We start from the raw sequence: 16,680 nt of genomic DNA, 5'->3' as shown, positions 1-16,680 counted from the left end.
CTCTCTTATGATATAAAGGATATTGCTTAAATAAAAATATTTTAACGTTACATTATGTCCAAATCTCGCTGGAGGGTCTAAATGCAACCTATTCAAAACATCTGTAAAGCCCGTGATTCTATTTTTGACAGAAATCGCAGGGATGTGGTCCTTGATATTTCGGATGTCGTTGAGGACAAGATAAATCCTTATGATTTCTTTGAAGAGAACTATCTCACTGAAGGAATGAAGTCTCTTTTTAAACAGGTTTTCAGGAGATTTGCAAATGAATCCGATTCTTCTGTTTTCAAGTTGACCCAGGCAATGGGCGGCGGTAAGACTCACTGTATGATTGGACTTGCCCTTCTTGCCAAATATCCTGAAATAAGAGAGAAGGTGATGGGCGAAGGTTTTGGCAAGAATGTTCTTGGTCCTATCAAAGTTGTCGTGTTCAACGGGCGTGAGAGTGACGCACCCTATGGCATATGGGGATCTATTGCCGAACAGGTTGGAAAAAGAGAGTTTTTTAAAGATTATTATTCTCCATTGCAGGCCCCTGGCAAAAGTGCCTGGATCAATCTATTGAAAGGACAAAAGCTGTTGATCCTTTTTGATGAGCTACCGCCTTATTTTGAGAATGCGAAGTCTAAAACCGTTGGGAACACTGACCTTTCCGTGGTTACAAAGACCGCACTTTCAAATCTTTTGGTTGCACTTGGAACAGAAGAGCTATCGCAGGTTTCCATTGTACTTTCAGACCTGAAGGCAACCTATGAAGGCGGAAGTCAACAGATAAGCCAGGCACTTCACGATTTTGAAAACGAAGTCGGAAGAGGTTCTGTGAACATTGAGCCTGTCGGGCTTAATACTGACGAGGTATATCAGATTCTCAAGAAGCGCATTTTCGAAGAGCTTCCTGATGATGATGCAATCCTGCAGATTGCACAGGCATATGGGGATATCATTAAAGAAGCAGGACAAATGGACCTGACACACGTGTCGCCCGATAAAATTGTCCAGCAGGTAAGGGATTCGTACCCATTCCATCCTGCGATAAAGGATCTTTATGCACGTTTCAGGGAGAATCCCGGCTTCCAGCAGACAAGAGGACTCATTCGTTTTATGCGTGTGTTAGTATCACATCTTTATGAATCAGATGGTGCCAAGTACGCATTACTTATCCATCCTCATATGATCGACCTCAATAGTCCTGAGATGAGTGCAGAGATTAATCTCATCAACCCTACCCTTGGAAATGCTATAAGTCATGATATTGCATCAGATGGGGATTCAGTTGCAGAGATGGAGGATTTGAAACGTGGTGGTTCTGATGCACAGGATATATCTAAATTGATCCTGATGGCATCTCTTGCGAATGTTGAGAATTCCGTGCTTGGTCTGACAACATCTGAGATTATAACTGATATTGCAGCTCCTGGGCGAGACCTTACTACTCTTCCAGATATGATCTCCACTCTTGAGAGTCAGCTTTGTTGGTATCTGCATAGGGCAAACAATGGAAAAGTGTATTTCAAGAATACAGAGAATCTTGTGGCCCGCTTGAGGTCACTTGCAGAGTCATATAGTAGGGAAGCGGCATTAAAAGATGTGAAGGAGTTCCTGCAGGCTATTTTTATACCTGAGAGAAAGGACTGTTACCAGGAACTTCAAGTACTTCCTGCAGTTGATGATATTACAATAAGTCAGGATAAGATCAAATTAGTGTTATATGAGCCACACGGTGGGACTTTGCATCCGCACCTAAATGAATTCTATGAGGCTCTTGACTATAAAAATCGTGTGTGCTTCCTCTCCGGTCAGAGGGACACTATGAACAACTTGATCTCTGTAGGCAAAGAGTACAAGGCAATCAAATCCATTCTGTCTGAAATGGATAGCAGTGGTGTAAGGTCTGACGATACCCAGAGGATCATTGCCCAGGACCTTAAGGATAACATTATTCACAGGTTGTTAAGCACTGCCAGAGAGACATTTACTCGTCTGCATTATCCGCACAATGATGAACTGCGCGTTACTGACCTGACCATGAATTTTGAAGGCAATAAGTGTCGTGGAGAGGACCTTATACGAACCACTCTTGCTGATAAGCAGAAGTTCACCCTTGAAGTGGATGGAGATACATTCAGGAAGAAGTGCGAACAGCGTCTGCTTACACAGCAGAATATGCAGTGGTCTGAGATAAAGAAACGTGCAGCTATCCTTACCAAATGGCAATGGCACCATCCTAATGCTCTTGACAACCTGAAAGATGAGATGTTAAGGAAAGAGCAGTGGAGGATGGATGGTGGATATGTTGATAAAGGTCCTTTTCCAGCACCTTCCACAGCTGTTCAGGTCATGGAATGGAACAAGGATGAGAATACAGGGGAAGTTACATTAAAAGTAATGCCTGTCAACGGGGATACCGTTTACTATGATGTCGGGGGAGAAGCAACTACTGCTTCTGCTAAGGTAGAGGATTTCCAGAATTTCTTAATAAAGGATATGCATGCCTCTTTCCTTTGTATTGACTCTAAGGGTGTGCATGAACCGGGCCCAGCCATTAAATGGAGCAATTCAGTTACCTTGAAGAAAAGAGTCCTTGATAACGGAAAAGGGAAAACGGTCGAATTTAAAGCAGCTCCTGCCGGTGCTACTATAAGGTATACCACCGATGGTTCAAATCCCAAGAATGCCGGTGGATTATATACAAGCCCTTTTGAGATAGATAGGTCTGTAAGAGTGGTGCTTGCAATTGCCGAAAAAGAGGGGATTGAATCTGAGCAGATCAGGATAGATATTGACTGGAAAGCGGATAAACCAGGGTTGAGCTTGGATAAGCCTGCTACATGGAAACATAATCACAGTATTAAATCTACAAAAGAGAGCTTTGATTTCACAAGCCGCCTTAAAAAGTACAAGGCTCGTGTGCCTGAGGTCCGGTTATCGATCATAGGCAAGAGCTGGATAGAGCTTAATGTAGATTCAGGAATTGAACTTTCAGGTGAGCAGATTGAAAAACTCGTTGAATCCATGAGGGAGATCTATTCTGAAGGACAGGTCAGCATCGATGCACGAAGCATTAAGTTTACAACAGGTCAGGACATGAAGGACTTTGCAGATGCAGAGAAAGCAAACATCAATATGGATGAGGTAAGTCAGTGAATCGTGAAAGTTCTGTTGTAGAGGGTTTTGGGTTTAAGCCGGCGGAGTCGGAGCATTATTTTCTTGTATCAGTAATATCCCCGACGGGAGATGTGCAGATATCAGAGCATATGTCATGGAATAGTGAGATGTGGAAAGGTAAAATACACGCAGTGAAGGATGAGAGTGATGAGAGGCTGCGTGTAACTCTTCCCCGTGTCAAGTGGGATTTGATAGCAGATGCAGTTTCCGCAGAGTTCAACCGCCGCCTGAAGGAAATGGGATACAAGAAAGGCAGCTGGAAGGGAAGAGGTCTGACACCTGTTTCCCGCCTGTTCGGGAAAGAGCTTGTTCTTCTTGGCTGGGCTATCGAGGATGCAGACCCAGGACGCATACCTGCAGCAGTAGCCAATTGGCTTGGCCTTCTGCCTGAAGAACGCTGGTGGCTTTATACGATGACAAATGCCGCAACAGGTCAGGCATCGCGAGGAAGGAACACGGGCTGGAGAGCAGCGGTCAGGTTTGCCCTGTGTGACAATCCCATAACTTCCTCCAAAGCAGAGCAGCGCGTAGGGCTCATTGCAAATCTGGACGATAAGGAAAAGAGCATAGATCAGGAAAAGAAAAAGCAGGGCAGTTTACTTGATTTTAATTAATTCTAATGGTTGGAGAAAACATGTCTGTTAATAACGTTCCTTTCAAAAAATCGTTTATCGAATCACAATTCCCTGTTTCCAAGGTTTCAAAGGAGAGCTATAAGGAGCGAAAAAGTGCACAGAGCCAAACCTTGCAGCCATTAGGAAAATGGTGGGGACGCAAGCCACTGATTCTAGTAAGAGCGGCAGTTTTAGGTCTACTTTTGCCAGCAACAGATAATCCTAAAAAAGACCGTGAAATTTTCCTTAAGCTTCTGACTATGGATGAGGAAGGTATGTGGGAGAGAAAAAAATCGTCTATCCCTGCAAGCGAATTGCAAGTATATCTCTCATCCCGTGAAAAAGCAATATATTTTGATAATGGAAAACTGCGCCGGGGGCTCTCACGCGAGGATAAGGACGGACTCCAGCGCACGGTTTTCATGCGCATGGGGTATGATGAACGCCTGAAGTATTGTTGTCGTCCAGAAGAAATAGAGGGCCCTTCTTTGAAAGCATGGGGTGATATCAATGCACATCTGAGTACACATGCATCCAAGATATCGGAACTTGTTGAAGAGCTTGGGGTACGACAATTTGGTGAACGTCCTATCGTTGGAGATTGTTTTTGTGGAGGAGGCAGTGTTCCATTCGAGGCTGCAAGGGTTGGATGTGATGTGTTTGGCTCCGATTTGAGTTCCGTTGCAGCACTTCTTACCTGGTCGGCATTGAACATAATTGGTGGTGGCAAAGAAGTAGTTGATGAAGTGAAAAATGCCCAGACGGAAGTCTATGAGGCTATTGACCAGCAGATTACAGAATGGAATATAGAGCATAATGAGAAGGGGTGGCGTGGCTATGCCTATCTGTATTGTAATGAAATAGTATGTCCAGAATGTGGTTGGAAAGTACCACTTCTATCCTCTTTATCGATTGCTGAGCGTATGCAAAAGGTAATTGCAGAACTAGAACCTGATTCACAGAACAAACGCTTTCACATTCATATTAGATTAGCAAATTTAGAGGAGTCAAAAAGAGCTCGTGATTCGGGGACGATAACTCCAAAAGGAATGGTTTGCCCCAATATAGACTGTCCAGGACACCAGTCACCTATTCCAATCTCAGCAATCCGACGTGAACACGCTAGTGGTCTGCGACTCTGGGAGAACAATGATATTGTTCCTCGCCCAGATGATATATTTCAGGAAAGGCTTTACTGCATTAGGTGGATGGAAAATGTAAAAGATTTATATGGTTGTGAGCAGGTAAAATGGCACTTTTGTGAACCAGATGAACACGATTTAAAGCGGGAAGATAAGACCCTATCAATCATAAAAGATAAGTTTTCAGAATGGCGGATTAAAGGGTTTTTGCCTAGCATGAAGATTGAGGGTGGCTATAATAATGATCAGCCTATAAGGGAAAGAGGGTGGACGCATTGGCACCATCTATTTACTCCACGACAACTGTTATATCAGGGATTGTTAAATGAAAAGGCAAATCAGAGAGAATTCAATCAAAGACAAGAAACATTACTTCTTTTAAATTTGGGCAAATGTTTGGATTGGAACTCAAAATTGTGTATGTGGATAAATCAGACAGATAAGCCAGCCAATACATTCAGTAACCAAGCTTTAAACACATTATATAGTTATTCTGGAAGAGGTGTAGAGATGCTAAAAAACGCTTGGTTTTCAAATATTAAAGAAGAACAAATCACAGTTAATAAAAATGTTCATGTTCTTGACTCTAGGGTTTTAACTCATGTTTGTGATTACTGGATAACAGACCCTCCCTACGCAGATGCTATCAACTATCATGAATTGACTGAGTTTTTCCTCGCATGGTATCAAAAGCCCATTAAGGGGCTTTTTCCGAAATGGTACACTGACTCTAAAAGAGCACTGGCCATTAAAGGATCTGATGAAGAGTTCCGTAAAGGAATGGTTGAAGTATATAAAAATCTCACAACACACATGCCCGACAATGGCTCTCAGATTGTAATGTTCACCCATAAGGATGCAAACGTGTGGGCAGATCTTGCAATGATACTATGGGCAGCGGGCCTACAGGTCACAGCAGCATGGTGTATATCTACTGAGACTAGTTCAGGTTTGAAAGTGGGTAATTATGTCCAAGGAACAGTCCTACTTGTGCTGCGCAAGCAAATATCAGAAGATGTTGCATTTCTTGATGAGATTTATCCTGAAGTTGAAAAAGAAGTAAAAACACAACTTGATTCAATGCTGGAAATTGATGACAAGGAAGATCCGAACTTTGGAGATACTGACTATCAGCTTGCGGCTTATGCAGCAGCTCTGCGTGTGCTTACTCGTTATAAGCAAATAGAAGACATTGATATCGAGCGCGAACTTAGCCGTGCGAGAGGAAAGGGTGAGAGGAACCCTCTGGAAGGAGTCATTGAGAACGCAGTGAAGATTGCCTGCGATTATCTTGTACCAGTGGGCATCGACTCATGGGTGTGGAAGCAGCTTATGCCTGAAGAGAGGTTTTATCTAAAGGGACTTGAGCTTGAAAGTCATGGCGAGTATAGGACCGGAGCTTATCAGGAACTTGCACGTGGTTTTGGTATTCGAGAATATAAGAACCTGCAGCAGAGCGTGAAGGCTAATGAGACAAGACTCAAGACAGCTTCTGAATTCAAGGATCGCGATGTTGGTGGAGAAGGTTTCTCTTCGTCACTTGTAAGGAACTTATTGTTTGCTATCCGGCAGACAAGGCAGGAAGAGAATACTGCGGCAGGGAAAGTTTGGCTACGTGAGTATCCCGGGTACTGGGAGAAGAGAAAGGAAATCGTAGAGCTTCTCAGGTACTTTGCTGCTCTTGGAATGAATGATTCCATGGGGCAGTGGCAGGAAGACTCTACGGCTGCAAAGATACTATCAGTTGTTGTTGAGCAGGATCACATATGAGCAAACAAAGTAATTTCAAGGACTAGGACTGTTACAATGATCAACCGCTTCTCATCCCGCAGGGAACCCCTGGATGCAACGTTCCTTAACAAGCGCCTCGAAGGTGCTAAGAAGTATGACCGGATAGCAGGATATTTCAGCTCATCTATTCTTGAAGTTGCGGGAGAGGCGCTTGATTCGGTTGAAGGGACTGTTCGTGTTCTGTGTAACTCGCAACTTGAACCTGAGGATGTGAAGACTGCACGTGCGGCTCTTGCGGCTATAAGGAAAGAGTGGTGTGCAGAGGAACCTGAAAAGATTGATGAAAATGCTCGTGGAAGATTTGCAAAACTTTACAAGTATCTGAAGTCTGGGAAACTCCAGGTAAGAGTGCTTCCCGATAAAGCATTCGGATTAATTCATGGAAAAGCCGGAGTCATAACAAAAGCAGACGGGACAAAAACTGCATTCATGGGAAGCATAAATGAGACACTGTCTGCCTGGAAACGCAACTATGAACTTGTCTGGGAAGATGATTCTGACGATGCCGTGAACTGGGTACAGGAAGAGTTCGATGCCTTGTGGAACCATCCGGATTATAAGGTGCTTGCAGAGTTCATCATTGAGGATATCGGAAGGATAGCACAGCGCGAAGTTATACCATCACTCCTCGAATGGCAGAAACAACCGGAGGCAGCATCCGCGATTGTGGAAAGCCCGGTTTACAGGAATGAACTCGGGCTTTGGGAGCATCAGAAATACTTCATAGACATTGCATTCAAGGCCCATCAAACAGAGCATGGAGCACGTTTTGTCCTTGCAGACATGGTTGGACTTGGTAAGACCCTGCAACTTGCAATGACCGCGCAGTTGATCGCTCTTACTGGAGATAAGCCCATACTGATCCTCACACCTGCAACCCTGCGCTGGCAATGGCAGGATGAGATGAAAGAGCATCTGGACCTTCCTTCCGCAGTATGGGATAATGGCAGGTGGGTAGATGAAGAGGGTATTGAATACCCGAAATACGGTGAAGAAGGCATACTGAAGTGTCCTAGAAGAATTGGGATTATATCTTATGGCCTGATAATCCATTCCTATGGTAGCGAGAGGTCAACCATACCCGACCAGCTATGTTCAAAGAAATACGACTGCATCATCGTTGATGAATCCCACAGGGCAAGAAGGAAGAATCTCGGCCCTACACATGAGAATGAAAGAGCTGAACCAAACAATCTTCTTGCTTTCCTTCAAGGAATCGCGGGGAACACAAAAAGCATGCTTCTGGCAACCGCAACGCCTGTGCAGCTCTACCCCATAGAAGCATACGACCTATTGTCCATACTTGCAGGCGGTAAAAATGAATCCGTCTTGGGCAATAAGTTCAGCAAATGGAGAAATGAAGCGTCTGGATCACTGGACATCATCCAAGGAAACAGAACTATTCAGGACACGGACAATGAACTCTTCAAGTGGATAGCAAACCCATTGCCTCCGGTTTCTGAAGGTATGGATTACGTCATCCTCAGGCGTTCCCTTACAGTTGAAGATTCCGTAGCAGTAGTTACTCCTTCAAGGTGGATGGATTTAAGCTACCCTGACAGGTCAAGACTTGAAAGGATGAAAAATGACTTTTTCCAGAATCATAATCCTTACATCAGGCACATTATACGAAGAACAAGAGATTTCCTTGAGAACGCCAGGAACCCTGAAACCGGAGAGCCTTACTTACAGAAGATAGAGGTTAAGCTGTTCGGAGAGGATGAAAGAGATGCAATTCCTCTTCCAATATACCTTCAAGATGCATACAAAGCTGCGGAAGAGTTCTGTCAGTTACTCAGCCAAAGGGCAAAAGGCACAGGTTTCCTAAAGACTCTTCTCCTCAGACGTGTTGGAAGCTCATTATACGCAGGAAAGGTCACGGCAAATAAAATGCTTGGAGTTCGCAAGGAAGTGGAATTTGACGGTGAAGAAGAGGAAGAAGATGTCCAGAGAAGTGAGCTCTTTGAAAACATGTCGGAAGAAGAAAGAAGCCTCTTGACCAGATTCTCCGAGATAATTGAAGAACATATGGACACTGATCCAAAGTATGAAAAGGTTCTGAATATTCTGAGGAACGACAGATGGCTTGAACGAGGCTGCATAGTATTTTCACAATACTATGACTCGATACAGTGGCTTGCTGACAAACTGAAGGGAGAATTGGTTGATGAGAAAATCGGCATATATGCAGGAAGCAATCGCTCCGGAATCATAGAAAATGGCACCTTCAGGCGTGCATCACGTGAAGAGATCAAAACACTTGTTCGCAAAGGCACAATCAAACTGTTGTTGGGAACAGATGCAGCCAGTGAGGGTCTGAACCTGCAAACACTTGGTACGCTCATTAACCTTGACTTGCCATGGAACCCTACAAGGCTTGAACAAAGAAAAGGAAGGATACAGCGCATTGGTCAGGTCTATGATGATGTGTGGATCTACAATATGCGCTATAAAGGCTCAGTAGAGGACAGGGTGCATGAACTCCTTTCAGACAGACTTGAAAAGATCAACTCGCTCTTTGGACAGATTCCAGATGTACTTGAGGATGTGTGGGTAAATGTTGCATTGGATAAAAAAGAAGATGTAAAGAAGACCATTGATGGAATACCCGAAAGACATCCTTTTGAAATAAGGTACAATAAGCCGGTCCCTATTGATTGGGAATCCTGTGCAAAGGTTCTTGATAGCCATGAGAAAAAACAGCATCTATTGAAGGGATGGTAAAGATGAATGTAGTAGGAGTTGATGGTTGTTCATCTGGGTGGTTTGCAATTCAATTATTAAGTGAAGAAGAATTTGATATCGGTTTGTATCCAAACATCTCAGCTATTTGGGATAGGTATCGAGACGCCTCACATATCCTCATTGACACTCCAATTGGTTTAAGAGAAGACGAGTTGGGGAGACAATGCGACAGAGACGCTCGAAAGAAACTAGGCCAACCAAGAGGAAGTAGTGTTTTTAATGCTCCATGTAGACAGGCTGCTTATGAACTTTCTTACGAACGTGCTTCTGAAATCAATCGAAAATATACCAGTAAAGGATTATCAAAACAAAGTTTTGCAATTGCACCTAAAATACGTGAGGTGGATCTATTTTTAAGCGAAAATGTGGAAGCACAATCCACTGTTTTGGAAATACATCCTGAATTATGCTTTTACATGCTTTCAGGTAAGCCAATGGTTTTTTCAAAGAAGACGTCAGAAGGCTTTAAGGAACGCATTGAAGTTTTAAGAAATATATACTCAGGCACTGATGAAATAGTAAATCAGGCGTTGTCTAAATTTAAAGGAAAAGATGTTGCAAAAGATGATATTCTTGATGCATTGGTGGCCGCATTAACAGCAAAACTAGGATGTGAGTGCGGATTAAGATCTATTCCTTTGTCTCCAGAAATCGATTCAAAAGGACTGCCCATGAGAATGATGTACTTTTATCATTAAATCCGGTAAAGATTTGAACTTCTCAACATAGGTTGCGAACTCATACTCAAATTTTGCTACCTCTCATCTCACTTTGACCATTTAGTAAATTTTCGTCCTGTAATTTACTTTTTTCTTTGCAGGTAACGTTTATATGTCCTTTATTCCCTATAACGCCGCTGACATTGTTAGGATAGATCAATTACTTGCTAATTGTGCTGCAATTTTAGAATACACGTCATTCCCTTTTTCGTAGAGATACTTTTCGTGATAGATTTGGGGAAGAGATGATTTGTTCTCTTCCAGTATTCCAATTGACTTTAATTTTTCAATAACCTGGCGATATCTTATCCCCATATTAGGAGAGCCATCCCCCGGAGTCTTTATTTTTTCTATAAGTACTTTCCTATCAAATAGGTCACTCCATATCCTATTTTGATCATTGTGAATGTTTAAAAACCGTTTATCCCAGTTATCCGGATTAAACATTAATTCATGGGTTGTAGAATCTATAAATTTGAAAGTTGGCTTGGTAACGCTACTGTGAAATATGCCTAATCTTGCTAGGACCGAAATGTTCTTCTTTGGCTTACAGACATTTGATATAATCTCATAGCCTTTAAACTGTTTTTCCATAAAGTACTGAGCACTTTTTGCATCAATCCGGCTTTCAAATGTTAAAAGTTCAAATTCTTTGATATTAGTGCCTTTGATCGACACTTCAAAGAGAATAGGCAATTCTATTTCAAATAACTCTTTAAGATTGATATTACTTACGGAGATTGCATTTGTTTGGAGAATTACCAGATCCAAACCCGGGGGATTCTTTTTTTCAATTAATTTGAGTTCTCTTATTATTCCATCAATCTGTTCTTGATGGTAAAGCGGTTCTCCTCCAGTGAATCTTATAGTCTTTACTTTAGATATATCAACTTCACCTAGATCCGAAAGAGAATCTTTTGAACGCTTCTGACCTAAAGTAAAGCAAAAAGGACATTTTAACTGGCAGTTTTCGAGATCACCAAAAGATACCCTTAGCTCTTGATATTGGCCTGTGCCACAGTTTTGTTGGGTAATCGTAACATTACACATTGTATCATCCTAGATTTGCAACAATCATACTTGCTCATTTGTAACTTGGGAAATCCCCATATTTAACAAGAAATTCTGTTAACAAGTTCTTCCATCTATGATTGCAATACTATGTATTAAATATCAATCAATTAATGGAGACCTTGCCTCCACATAATACAGATGCTGCCTATCCGGACAGTACATATCCAGCTCGATCTTCAACTGCTGCACTAGATCACAGCAATACTGTTCCAGGACACCGAACTTCTCCTTGAGGATCTTGCAGAGTTCGTTGGTAGACATTCCGTTGTAAATGTCCCCCCGGAGTTCATTTATGATGCGCTGGGCAAGTTCTTCCTTGGATGTCGTATCTGTGACCTCTATATGCGTGATAGTTTGGTACTCTCTGTACCCTTTACCATCAAACAGTACCTCTTTTTTAATACGGAAACAAACGTCGTGATAGCATGTTCGCTTTCCGTATGGACAATTACTTTTTACATACATTTTCATTCCTACCAGGGAAGTACAATAAGATACTATTTTAATAAACGATTGAGCTTAGTAGAGTGAAAGTATTATGATCAGTCGATGAAGCTAGCGATCTGAATATCACCGCCTACTAATCTCTCGTAGTTTCGAATTACTTTCTGGTTAGTGGTTACCATTAAGATCTGTTCATGACGATAGATCTCCAGATCCCCTTTGAGACCGGAGAACCATGCCTTGAACAGATCCACTAGCTCTTCTTCGGTAATTTCAACTTTAGCAGGATGCGTATCTGCGCACCTTGAACATTTGGTCTGGAAATTAAGAAATATGGTTATGGTATCATCCCAGTATTGTTTATGCTGGGACATGTTGACTATACCATATATAGAGAATTAAAGTCCGGTGAAAGTAATGCTTATTAGGGAAGTTCATTGGTGGTATATTCTTCAGTATAGATTACAACCGGTTTCTTTTTTAGAGATTCATTATGTGGAGTGAGAGACTCGCGGATGATCGATCTGATGATGGCCTTACCTTCTGGGCTTCTCAGATACTCGTTGATCATATTTTCTATCAATTCCCCTGCATCTGTTACATAGTCAGACACTGAAGGAAACTGCAGTTTATCATCACGTTGTGCTTGATCATGCATAAATATGAACTGAGACACGGCGGTTGAGATAACATCAGAGACCGAGCCAAACTCATCGGCTTGAACAAGCTCTTTTGCCTTATTCAGTAGATATGAGCTCATGGCTATTGATACCTTTTCTTTATTTCTTTTAACTACCATGGTAGTTACTAAGTAGTAATCAGATATATATGTTTTGTTACGGCAATAGTAAGGCCAAAATACAAACATATAAATAACATGAAGTTCTTGAATAATGGTGCAATGGTACGACTAAAGTAAGGAGTTATAATATGAGTGAGAACTACCCCACTAGTATACGTCTTGCGCGTGCTGACAAAGAAGATCTCTCTGAGCTTGTAAAACATGGCATTTTCACAAATGTAAGTGATGCAGGGAGAGGTGCGATGCGCAGGGGAATTCAGGCGATCAAAGAAGAAAGAGGAATACAGATGCAAATGAGAAGAGAGACCGATGATCAAACAGCCGCAGAAGACTTGCCAATACTGGAAGATCTGGCGGTGGGATCATGAACCAACTTCCAATTGAAGAGCAGGCACGCCAGTTCATCGAACAGAAACCATATCGCATCGAACAATGGGAGAACGGAACACCCAGCCAGCAGATGCTTGCCAGGGCAGCCAAAATAATGGCGGGTATGGGAGTGATGACCAATGCCATCTGACTTTGCACGCGAGAAGGCACTGGCCGTCTATAACCAGGCACCTGCAGAATGGGACAAGTATGCTGCTCTTCCCATATGGTGCCCGATAGTTGAAATGGCTCATATGGTTAAATTCCTTGCGGGGTTTGAGCATGGGCTGGTCTAAGAGCGGAGGCTATGCAGGCCGGCCGATCGGGTCTACAAAGGACCGATACTGGCTGGGTGAAGGCCACAGGGTGCGCAGGTTCAATCATGCCATGGATGTCTGCAGATCCACATTGGACCGGGTAGGTCAGTGCCCAGGATGCCACAAAGAGACATCAACATGCATTGAGGCCGGGGTCACTACAAAGCTTGGTGCCCGGTCCTGGTGGAAATGCTCTGAATGCGGGCATGAGCATACACGTGAGATATCTCCTGAAAAGATGGCCGAGTATTATTGTGAGGACCTGAACAGGATGAACGATGCGAGATCTCACGAGGCTGCAGCATGACCATCAACAGCATGCCGCTTGCACGCACAAGGATCGTGGCCGAGTGCATATGCGACCAATGCGGGCACATTTTCGAGGTTGACTGGCAGTGTAAGAACCGCCCCATCTACTGCCCGGAATGCGATAAGGAGGTCAGACCCTAAAGGTCACCTCCTCCATCCACTCCGGGACGTCTGGGTCATTTCCGGGTTCGAGCCCCGGCCGGAGCATTGGCCTGCAGAAAACATATGCTGCAGGCATTTAAGATACAACCGAAAGGAAGTGAATGAAATGACAGAAGAAGTTGAAGTATACATCGATTTCGACCGATTGCCAACAGGAATAGGTTACACGAAGGACGACCCCCTGAAACACATCGGTGCTGCGGACGTGACCAGGATCCAGCAGTGGGTCCGAAGCAAGGTCTCTGGAGAGAACGAGGTATTTGCGGTCATAACCGGCAGAGCCTCCAGATTTGTGAACATGGTCGCAACCGCAGAGCTTGCATCATGCAAGAATGTGACCCGGATAGGATGGTCACAGGCAGGGATGGTGCCCATTGTTGTAAAGGATCTCAGGAGGAATACCTGATGGACGACATACTCCCAAATCCAACATCAAAGATGGGTTCTGAAACGCGCATAGTCTACACTCAGGGCTACGAGATATCAACAAAGATCGGTGCAGAGATCGATTCAAAAGGTAATATCAAGCCAAATGCACAGGTCACGATATCCAGAAGACTGGAGAGCGGTGATGAGATCCGGGAACTGATACATGCAGATGTTTCCAGAGGCGTTGAGGAAGTAATGACTGCAATTAATGAGATCCTGAAGAGAGGTGCTCAGTGATGACAACCCAGGGTGAAATAATGCCCGAGTATCCGCAGGATGACCTTGACATGCTTGCAGAGCTGTCTCTAAAAATAAGCTGCCTTGAAGTCGAAATTGACGGCTTGAAGCGCCGTTTTGAGAACTATATGCATTCTGATCAGGAAATGAGAGAGGCACATGGACTGTATTGAGGTTTGAAAACATGAGACTTGACAAAGAAACACTTGTTCCCATACTTAATATGAGGGGATATAACACCCTCAACGGCACTGATGTGTGGAAAAAAGCCAGTACCAACCCGGGCGAGTTCGTGTTCTGGGGTGTGGACTTCAAGAAGAACGAGGTTTTCAAATGGGTCGAAGATCATCGGGAATACGATGTGCCTGAAGACCAAACACTCACAGAGCTCAAGATGCTTGTAGAAAGTTCATGTGAACAAAGTGGTGGACCCCATGAAGACGAACCAATAGCCGACCAAAGCAAGGAGGATTGTCCACAAGAGCCCACCACTGAACAGAATGCATCAACATCTTATGAAAATGACGCTACAACGACACATCTACTGGCCCTCATCCATGGATATGTCGGGAACGATGTCCTTGAAGTGTTCGGAGATACGGGATCTGGCAAGTCAAAGTTCGCCATGGCCGTTGCAAAGGAGGCTATTGCCTCTGGGAAGAAGGTGTTCTATCTGGATACCGAGAGGAACCTGACAGAGACTGACATCAAGTACCTGAAAGGATGCGAGTACAAGTACACCCCCATCATCGATGAGATCGACAGGATCGTACAGAAGCTCCCGAAAGTGGATGTTGTGATCATTGACTCAATCGGGTTCCCGGTGCTGACCGCATATGCCAGGATGAACATGAAGCAGAAAGGCGATGCTCTGCTAAAGCTTATCGCTATCTTCGGGGACCTCAAGGGCTGGGCATACCTGAACAGCGGTGTTGTGGTCGTTACGAACCAGCCGGAGAGCGAGTTCAACAAAGAACCCGGGCATATACTCCGGCCCTTCGGTGATAAAAGCCAGTTTGCAGCCAAGGAGATCTGGAAGACAGAGATCGTGGACCGCAAGCCTGCATACACCAACATCCGTATCAGTGCGTTCCGGAGCAGGTCCGTGGGTCACAGAACAAAGATAGCGGACATGAAGATCAGCAGCAATGGTGTGGAGGTGCAGGCATGACCTCTGTTGTGTGTGTAGAGATCGAAAGGGATGGGTGTGAAAGGATAAAAACAACTGCAACGGAGGTGACGAAATGGGTGCAAGCGTAGTGATGTTGCAGACCGATGAAGTTGCAGATATGGCACGTGATAAGCTGAAAGCCGGGTGGGCCGTGTTGTACGGACACCCGGATGTTTTCAGGTTCATAGAATATAAGTTGTACAGACCTGGAACAAAAGAAAATGCTGGATTTGAGTTGCTTGGGCTCATGCCAGCTGTCGCGTTCTGCAAAAAGACATATCAATTCAGGAAGATGTTCGAAGAAAGCGACGACAGGACTATCTGTGTGCTGCAAGCGTTCAAGGTAGACAACAGAGGATGTTTTGCATTCCACGTCCTTGAAGCACCGAAGGACAGTGACAGTGTGGCCCGGTACAACGAGATAGCACAGGCGGTTAGAAACTATCTGGTGAATGGCAAGTTCTGTTCCTCTCAGTGAGGTGATAACATCAAACGTAAACGTGAAAGATCGCGAGGGGGTAGAACGTGATGTCAAGTACCACCCCGGCATCACCGTTCCAGACCCCTCTTATCGTTCCTCGCACGAATCAGGACAGACGCATTGCAACAGCATATAATCTACTAAATGCATATCCGGAGGGACTGTACATAGTCTATAAGACCACACGTGCCGGTTGTACGACAGCACTGGTGGCCGAGTCCTTGAACCGGGAGGAACGTTTTCTAGTCGTCGTCCCGACTAATAAGATTGCCGACAAGACCGTTATAGAGGATTCCATCAAATATTCTGACAGGGATACCTGCAATGTTATCCGGATACCCTCCAACCACGCCTGCCTGAAGAATCAGGAGCTGTGTGAGAAGTATCCTGACCTTCATAAGCTGCCGATCCTGCCCCTTGCAGAGAGTTGCCCTGAATGTGAGAACTACTACTCGTGTCCTGTCACACAGATACTCCATGAGCACAGAACATGCGATGGTACTGCACTCACGTATCAGAAACTTGTGGCACTGATGATGGCCTCCAGCAGCAGGCCAAATACCACAGCTGAGCAGGTGCTCAAGAACATATCCCATATCCACAACGCAGTTCTCGATGAGGTCCACGAGATACAATACGGGAGATCGACCGGGATAACCATCTACAGTGATGCCTGGAAGGACATGAAATGGCTGAACACCACCCGGTA

20 protein-coding genes are annotated in these 16,680 nt (G+C 44.1%); 16 read left to right on the top strand and 4 right to left on the bottom strand.

The genetic code is table 11. From position 1 onward, the window contains the following. Window positions 1-81: 81 nt before the first annotated feature. From Q8J68_RS00600 to Q8J68_RS00580, 5 genes are read left to right on the top strand one after another with little or no spacing between them, the layout of a single operon-like run. On the top strand, window positions 82-3,144 hold the full coding sequence (locus tag Q8J68_RS00600) for a DUF499 domain-containing protein (protein ID WP_305309635.1): 3,063 nt from the start codon (window positions 82-84) through the stop codon (window positions 3,142-3,144). Then, on the top strand, window positions 3,141-3,779 hold the full coding sequence (locus Q8J68_RS00595; protein WP_305309634.1) for a DUF3780 domain-containing protein: 639 nt from the start codon (window positions 3,141-3,143) through the stop codon (window positions 3,777-3,779). The genes Q8J68_RS00600 and Q8J68_RS00595 overlap by 4 nt, the downstream gene beginning before the upstream one ends. Window positions 3,780-3,799: 20 nt before the next feature. Continuing rightward, on the top strand, window positions 3,800-6,691 hold the full coding sequence (locus tag Q8J68_RS00590; protein WP_305309633.1) for an anti-phage-associated DUF1156 domain-containing protein: 2,892 nt from the start codon (window positions 3,800-3,802) through the stop codon (window positions 6,689-6,691). Between the two features lie 36 nt (window positions 6,692-6,727). Beyond that, the gene (locus tag Q8J68_RS00585) at window positions 6,728-9,436 is read left to right on the top strand and encodes a phospholipase D-like domain-containing anti-phage protein (RefSeq protein ID WP_305309632.1); all 2,709 of its coding nucleotides are present in this window, start codon (window positions 6,728-6,730) and stop codon (window positions 9,434-9,436) included. Between the two features lie 2 nt (window positions 9,437-9,438). After that, complete coding sequence (locus Q8J68_RS00580) at window positions 9,439-10,155, top strand: DUF429 domain-containing protein (RefSeq protein WP_305309631.1); 717 nt, start codon at window positions 9,439-9,441, stop codon at window positions 10,153-10,155. Window positions 10,156-10,332: 177 nt separating this feature from the next. Here Q8J68_RS00580 and Q8J68_RS00575 read toward each other — a convergent pair whose 3' ends face one another. The 4 genes from Q8J68_RS00575 to Q8J68_RS00560 form a co-directional block, all read right to left on the bottom strand. After that, window positions 10,333-11,226, bottom strand: a complete 894-nt coding sequence (locus Q8J68_RS00575; RefSeq protein WP_305309630.1) for a hypothetical protein — start codon at window positions 11,224-11,226, stop codon at window positions 10,333-10,335. 123 nt (window positions 11,227-11,349) lie between these two features. Continuing rightward, window positions 11,350-11,715 carry a hypothetical protein gene (locus tag Q8J68_RS00570; RefSeq protein WP_305309629.1) on the bottom strand — a complete coding sequence of 122 codons (366 nt, stop codon included), beginning with the start codon at window positions 11,713-11,715 and terminating at the stop codon, window positions 11,350-11,352. A gap of 77 nt (window positions 11,716-11,792) precedes the next feature. Then, window positions 11,793-12,068 carry a hypothetical protein gene (locus Q8J68_RS00565; protein WP_305309628.1) on the bottom strand — a complete coding sequence of 92 codons (276 nt, stop codon included), beginning with the start codon at window positions 12,066-12,068 and terminating at the stop codon, window positions 11,793-11,795. A gap of 50 nt (window positions 12,069-12,118) precedes the next feature. Continuing rightward, complete coding sequence (locus Q8J68_RS00560) at window positions 12,119-12,493, bottom strand: hypothetical protein (protein ID WP_305309627.1); 375 nt, start codon at window positions 12,491-12,493, stop codon at window positions 12,119-12,121. Between the two features lie 131 nt (window positions 12,494-12,624). On the opposite strand from Q8J68_RS00560, the gene Q8J68_RS00555 reads away from it, so the two are divergent. The 11 genes from Q8J68_RS00555 to Q8J68_RS00505 form a co-directional block, all read left to right on the top strand. Then, a complete protein-coding gene (locus Q8J68_RS00555; RefSeq protein ID WP_305309626.1) occupies window positions 12,625-12,864 on the top strand; it encodes a hypothetical protein in 240 nt (79 codons plus the stop codon). Then, window positions 12,861-13,016 (top strand): hypothetical protein, encoded by a 156-nt coding sequence (locus Q8J68_RS00550; RefSeq protein WP_305309625.1) that lies wholly within the window; start codon window positions 12,861-12,863, stop codon window positions 13,014-13,016. Before Q8J68_RS00555 ends, Q8J68_RS00550 begins: the two co-directional genes overlap by 4 nt. Further along, complete coding sequence (locus tag Q8J68_RS00545; protein ID WP_305309624.1) at window positions 13,006-13,161, top strand: hypothetical protein; 156 nt, start codon at window positions 13,006-13,008, stop codon at window positions 13,159-13,161. Before Q8J68_RS00550 ends, Q8J68_RS00545 begins: the two co-directional genes overlap by 11 nt. Beyond that, complete coding sequence (locus tag Q8J68_RS00540) at window positions 13,148-13,489, top strand: hypothetical protein (RefSeq protein ID WP_305309623.1); 342 nt, start codon at window positions 13,148-13,150, stop codon at window positions 13,487-13,489. The genes Q8J68_RS00545 and Q8J68_RS00540 overlap by 14 nt, the downstream gene beginning before the upstream one ends. Then, window positions 13,486-13,632 (top strand): hypothetical protein, encoded by a 147-nt coding sequence (locus Q8J68_RS00535; protein WP_305309622.1) that lies wholly within the window; start codon window positions 13,486-13,488, stop codon window positions 13,630-13,632. The genes Q8J68_RS00540 and Q8J68_RS00535 overlap by 4 nt, the downstream gene beginning before the upstream one ends. Before the next feature lie 127 nt (window positions 13,633-13,759). Beyond that, window positions 13,760-14,059: a hypothetical protein gene (locus tag Q8J68_RS00530; protein WP_305309621.1), complete on the top strand. Its 300-nt coding sequence runs from the start codon at window positions 13,760-13,762 to the stop codon at window positions 14,057-14,059. Then, the gene (locus Q8J68_RS00525; protein ID WP_305309620.1) at window positions 14,059-14,319 is read left to right on the top strand and encodes a hypothetical protein; all 261 of its coding nucleotides are present in this window, start codon (window positions 14,059-14,061) and stop codon (window positions 14,317-14,319) included. The genes Q8J68_RS00530 and Q8J68_RS00525 overlap by 1 nt, the downstream gene beginning before the upstream one ends. Continuing rightward, the gene (locus Q8J68_RS00520) at window positions 14,319-14,492 is read left to right on the top strand and encodes a hypothetical protein (protein ID WP_305309619.1); all 174 of its coding nucleotides are present in this window, start codon (window positions 14,319-14,321) and stop codon (window positions 14,490-14,492) included. The genes Q8J68_RS00525 and Q8J68_RS00520 overlap by 1 nt, the downstream gene beginning before the upstream one ends. Window positions 14,493-14,503: 11 nt before the next feature. Beyond that, complete coding sequence (locus Q8J68_RS00515; RefSeq protein WP_305309618.1) at window positions 14,504-15,490, top strand: ATP-binding protein; 987 nt, start codon at window positions 14,504-14,506, stop codon at window positions 15,488-15,490. A 73-nt stretch (window positions 15,491-15,563) separates the two neighbouring features. Further along, window positions 15,564-15,968, top strand: a complete 405-nt coding sequence (locus Q8J68_RS00510) for a hypothetical protein (RefSeq protein WP_305309617.1) — start codon at window positions 15,564-15,566, stop codon at window positions 15,966-15,968. Window positions 15,969-16,018: 50 nt separating this feature from the next. Then, a partial coding sequence (locus Q8J68_RS00505) for a hypothetical protein (RefSeq protein WP_305309616.1) occupies window positions 16,019-16,680 on the top strand: 662 nt, incomplete at its 3' end.

The sequence above is a fragment of the Methanolobus sp. genome, assembly GCF_030682845.1.
Classification (GTDB): Archaea; Halobacteriota; Methanosarcinia; order Methanosarcinales; family Methanosarcinaceae; genus Methanolobus.
Note: the sequence above shows the minus strand (reverse complement) of the source record. Positions and strands in the feature narration are given on the sequence as shown.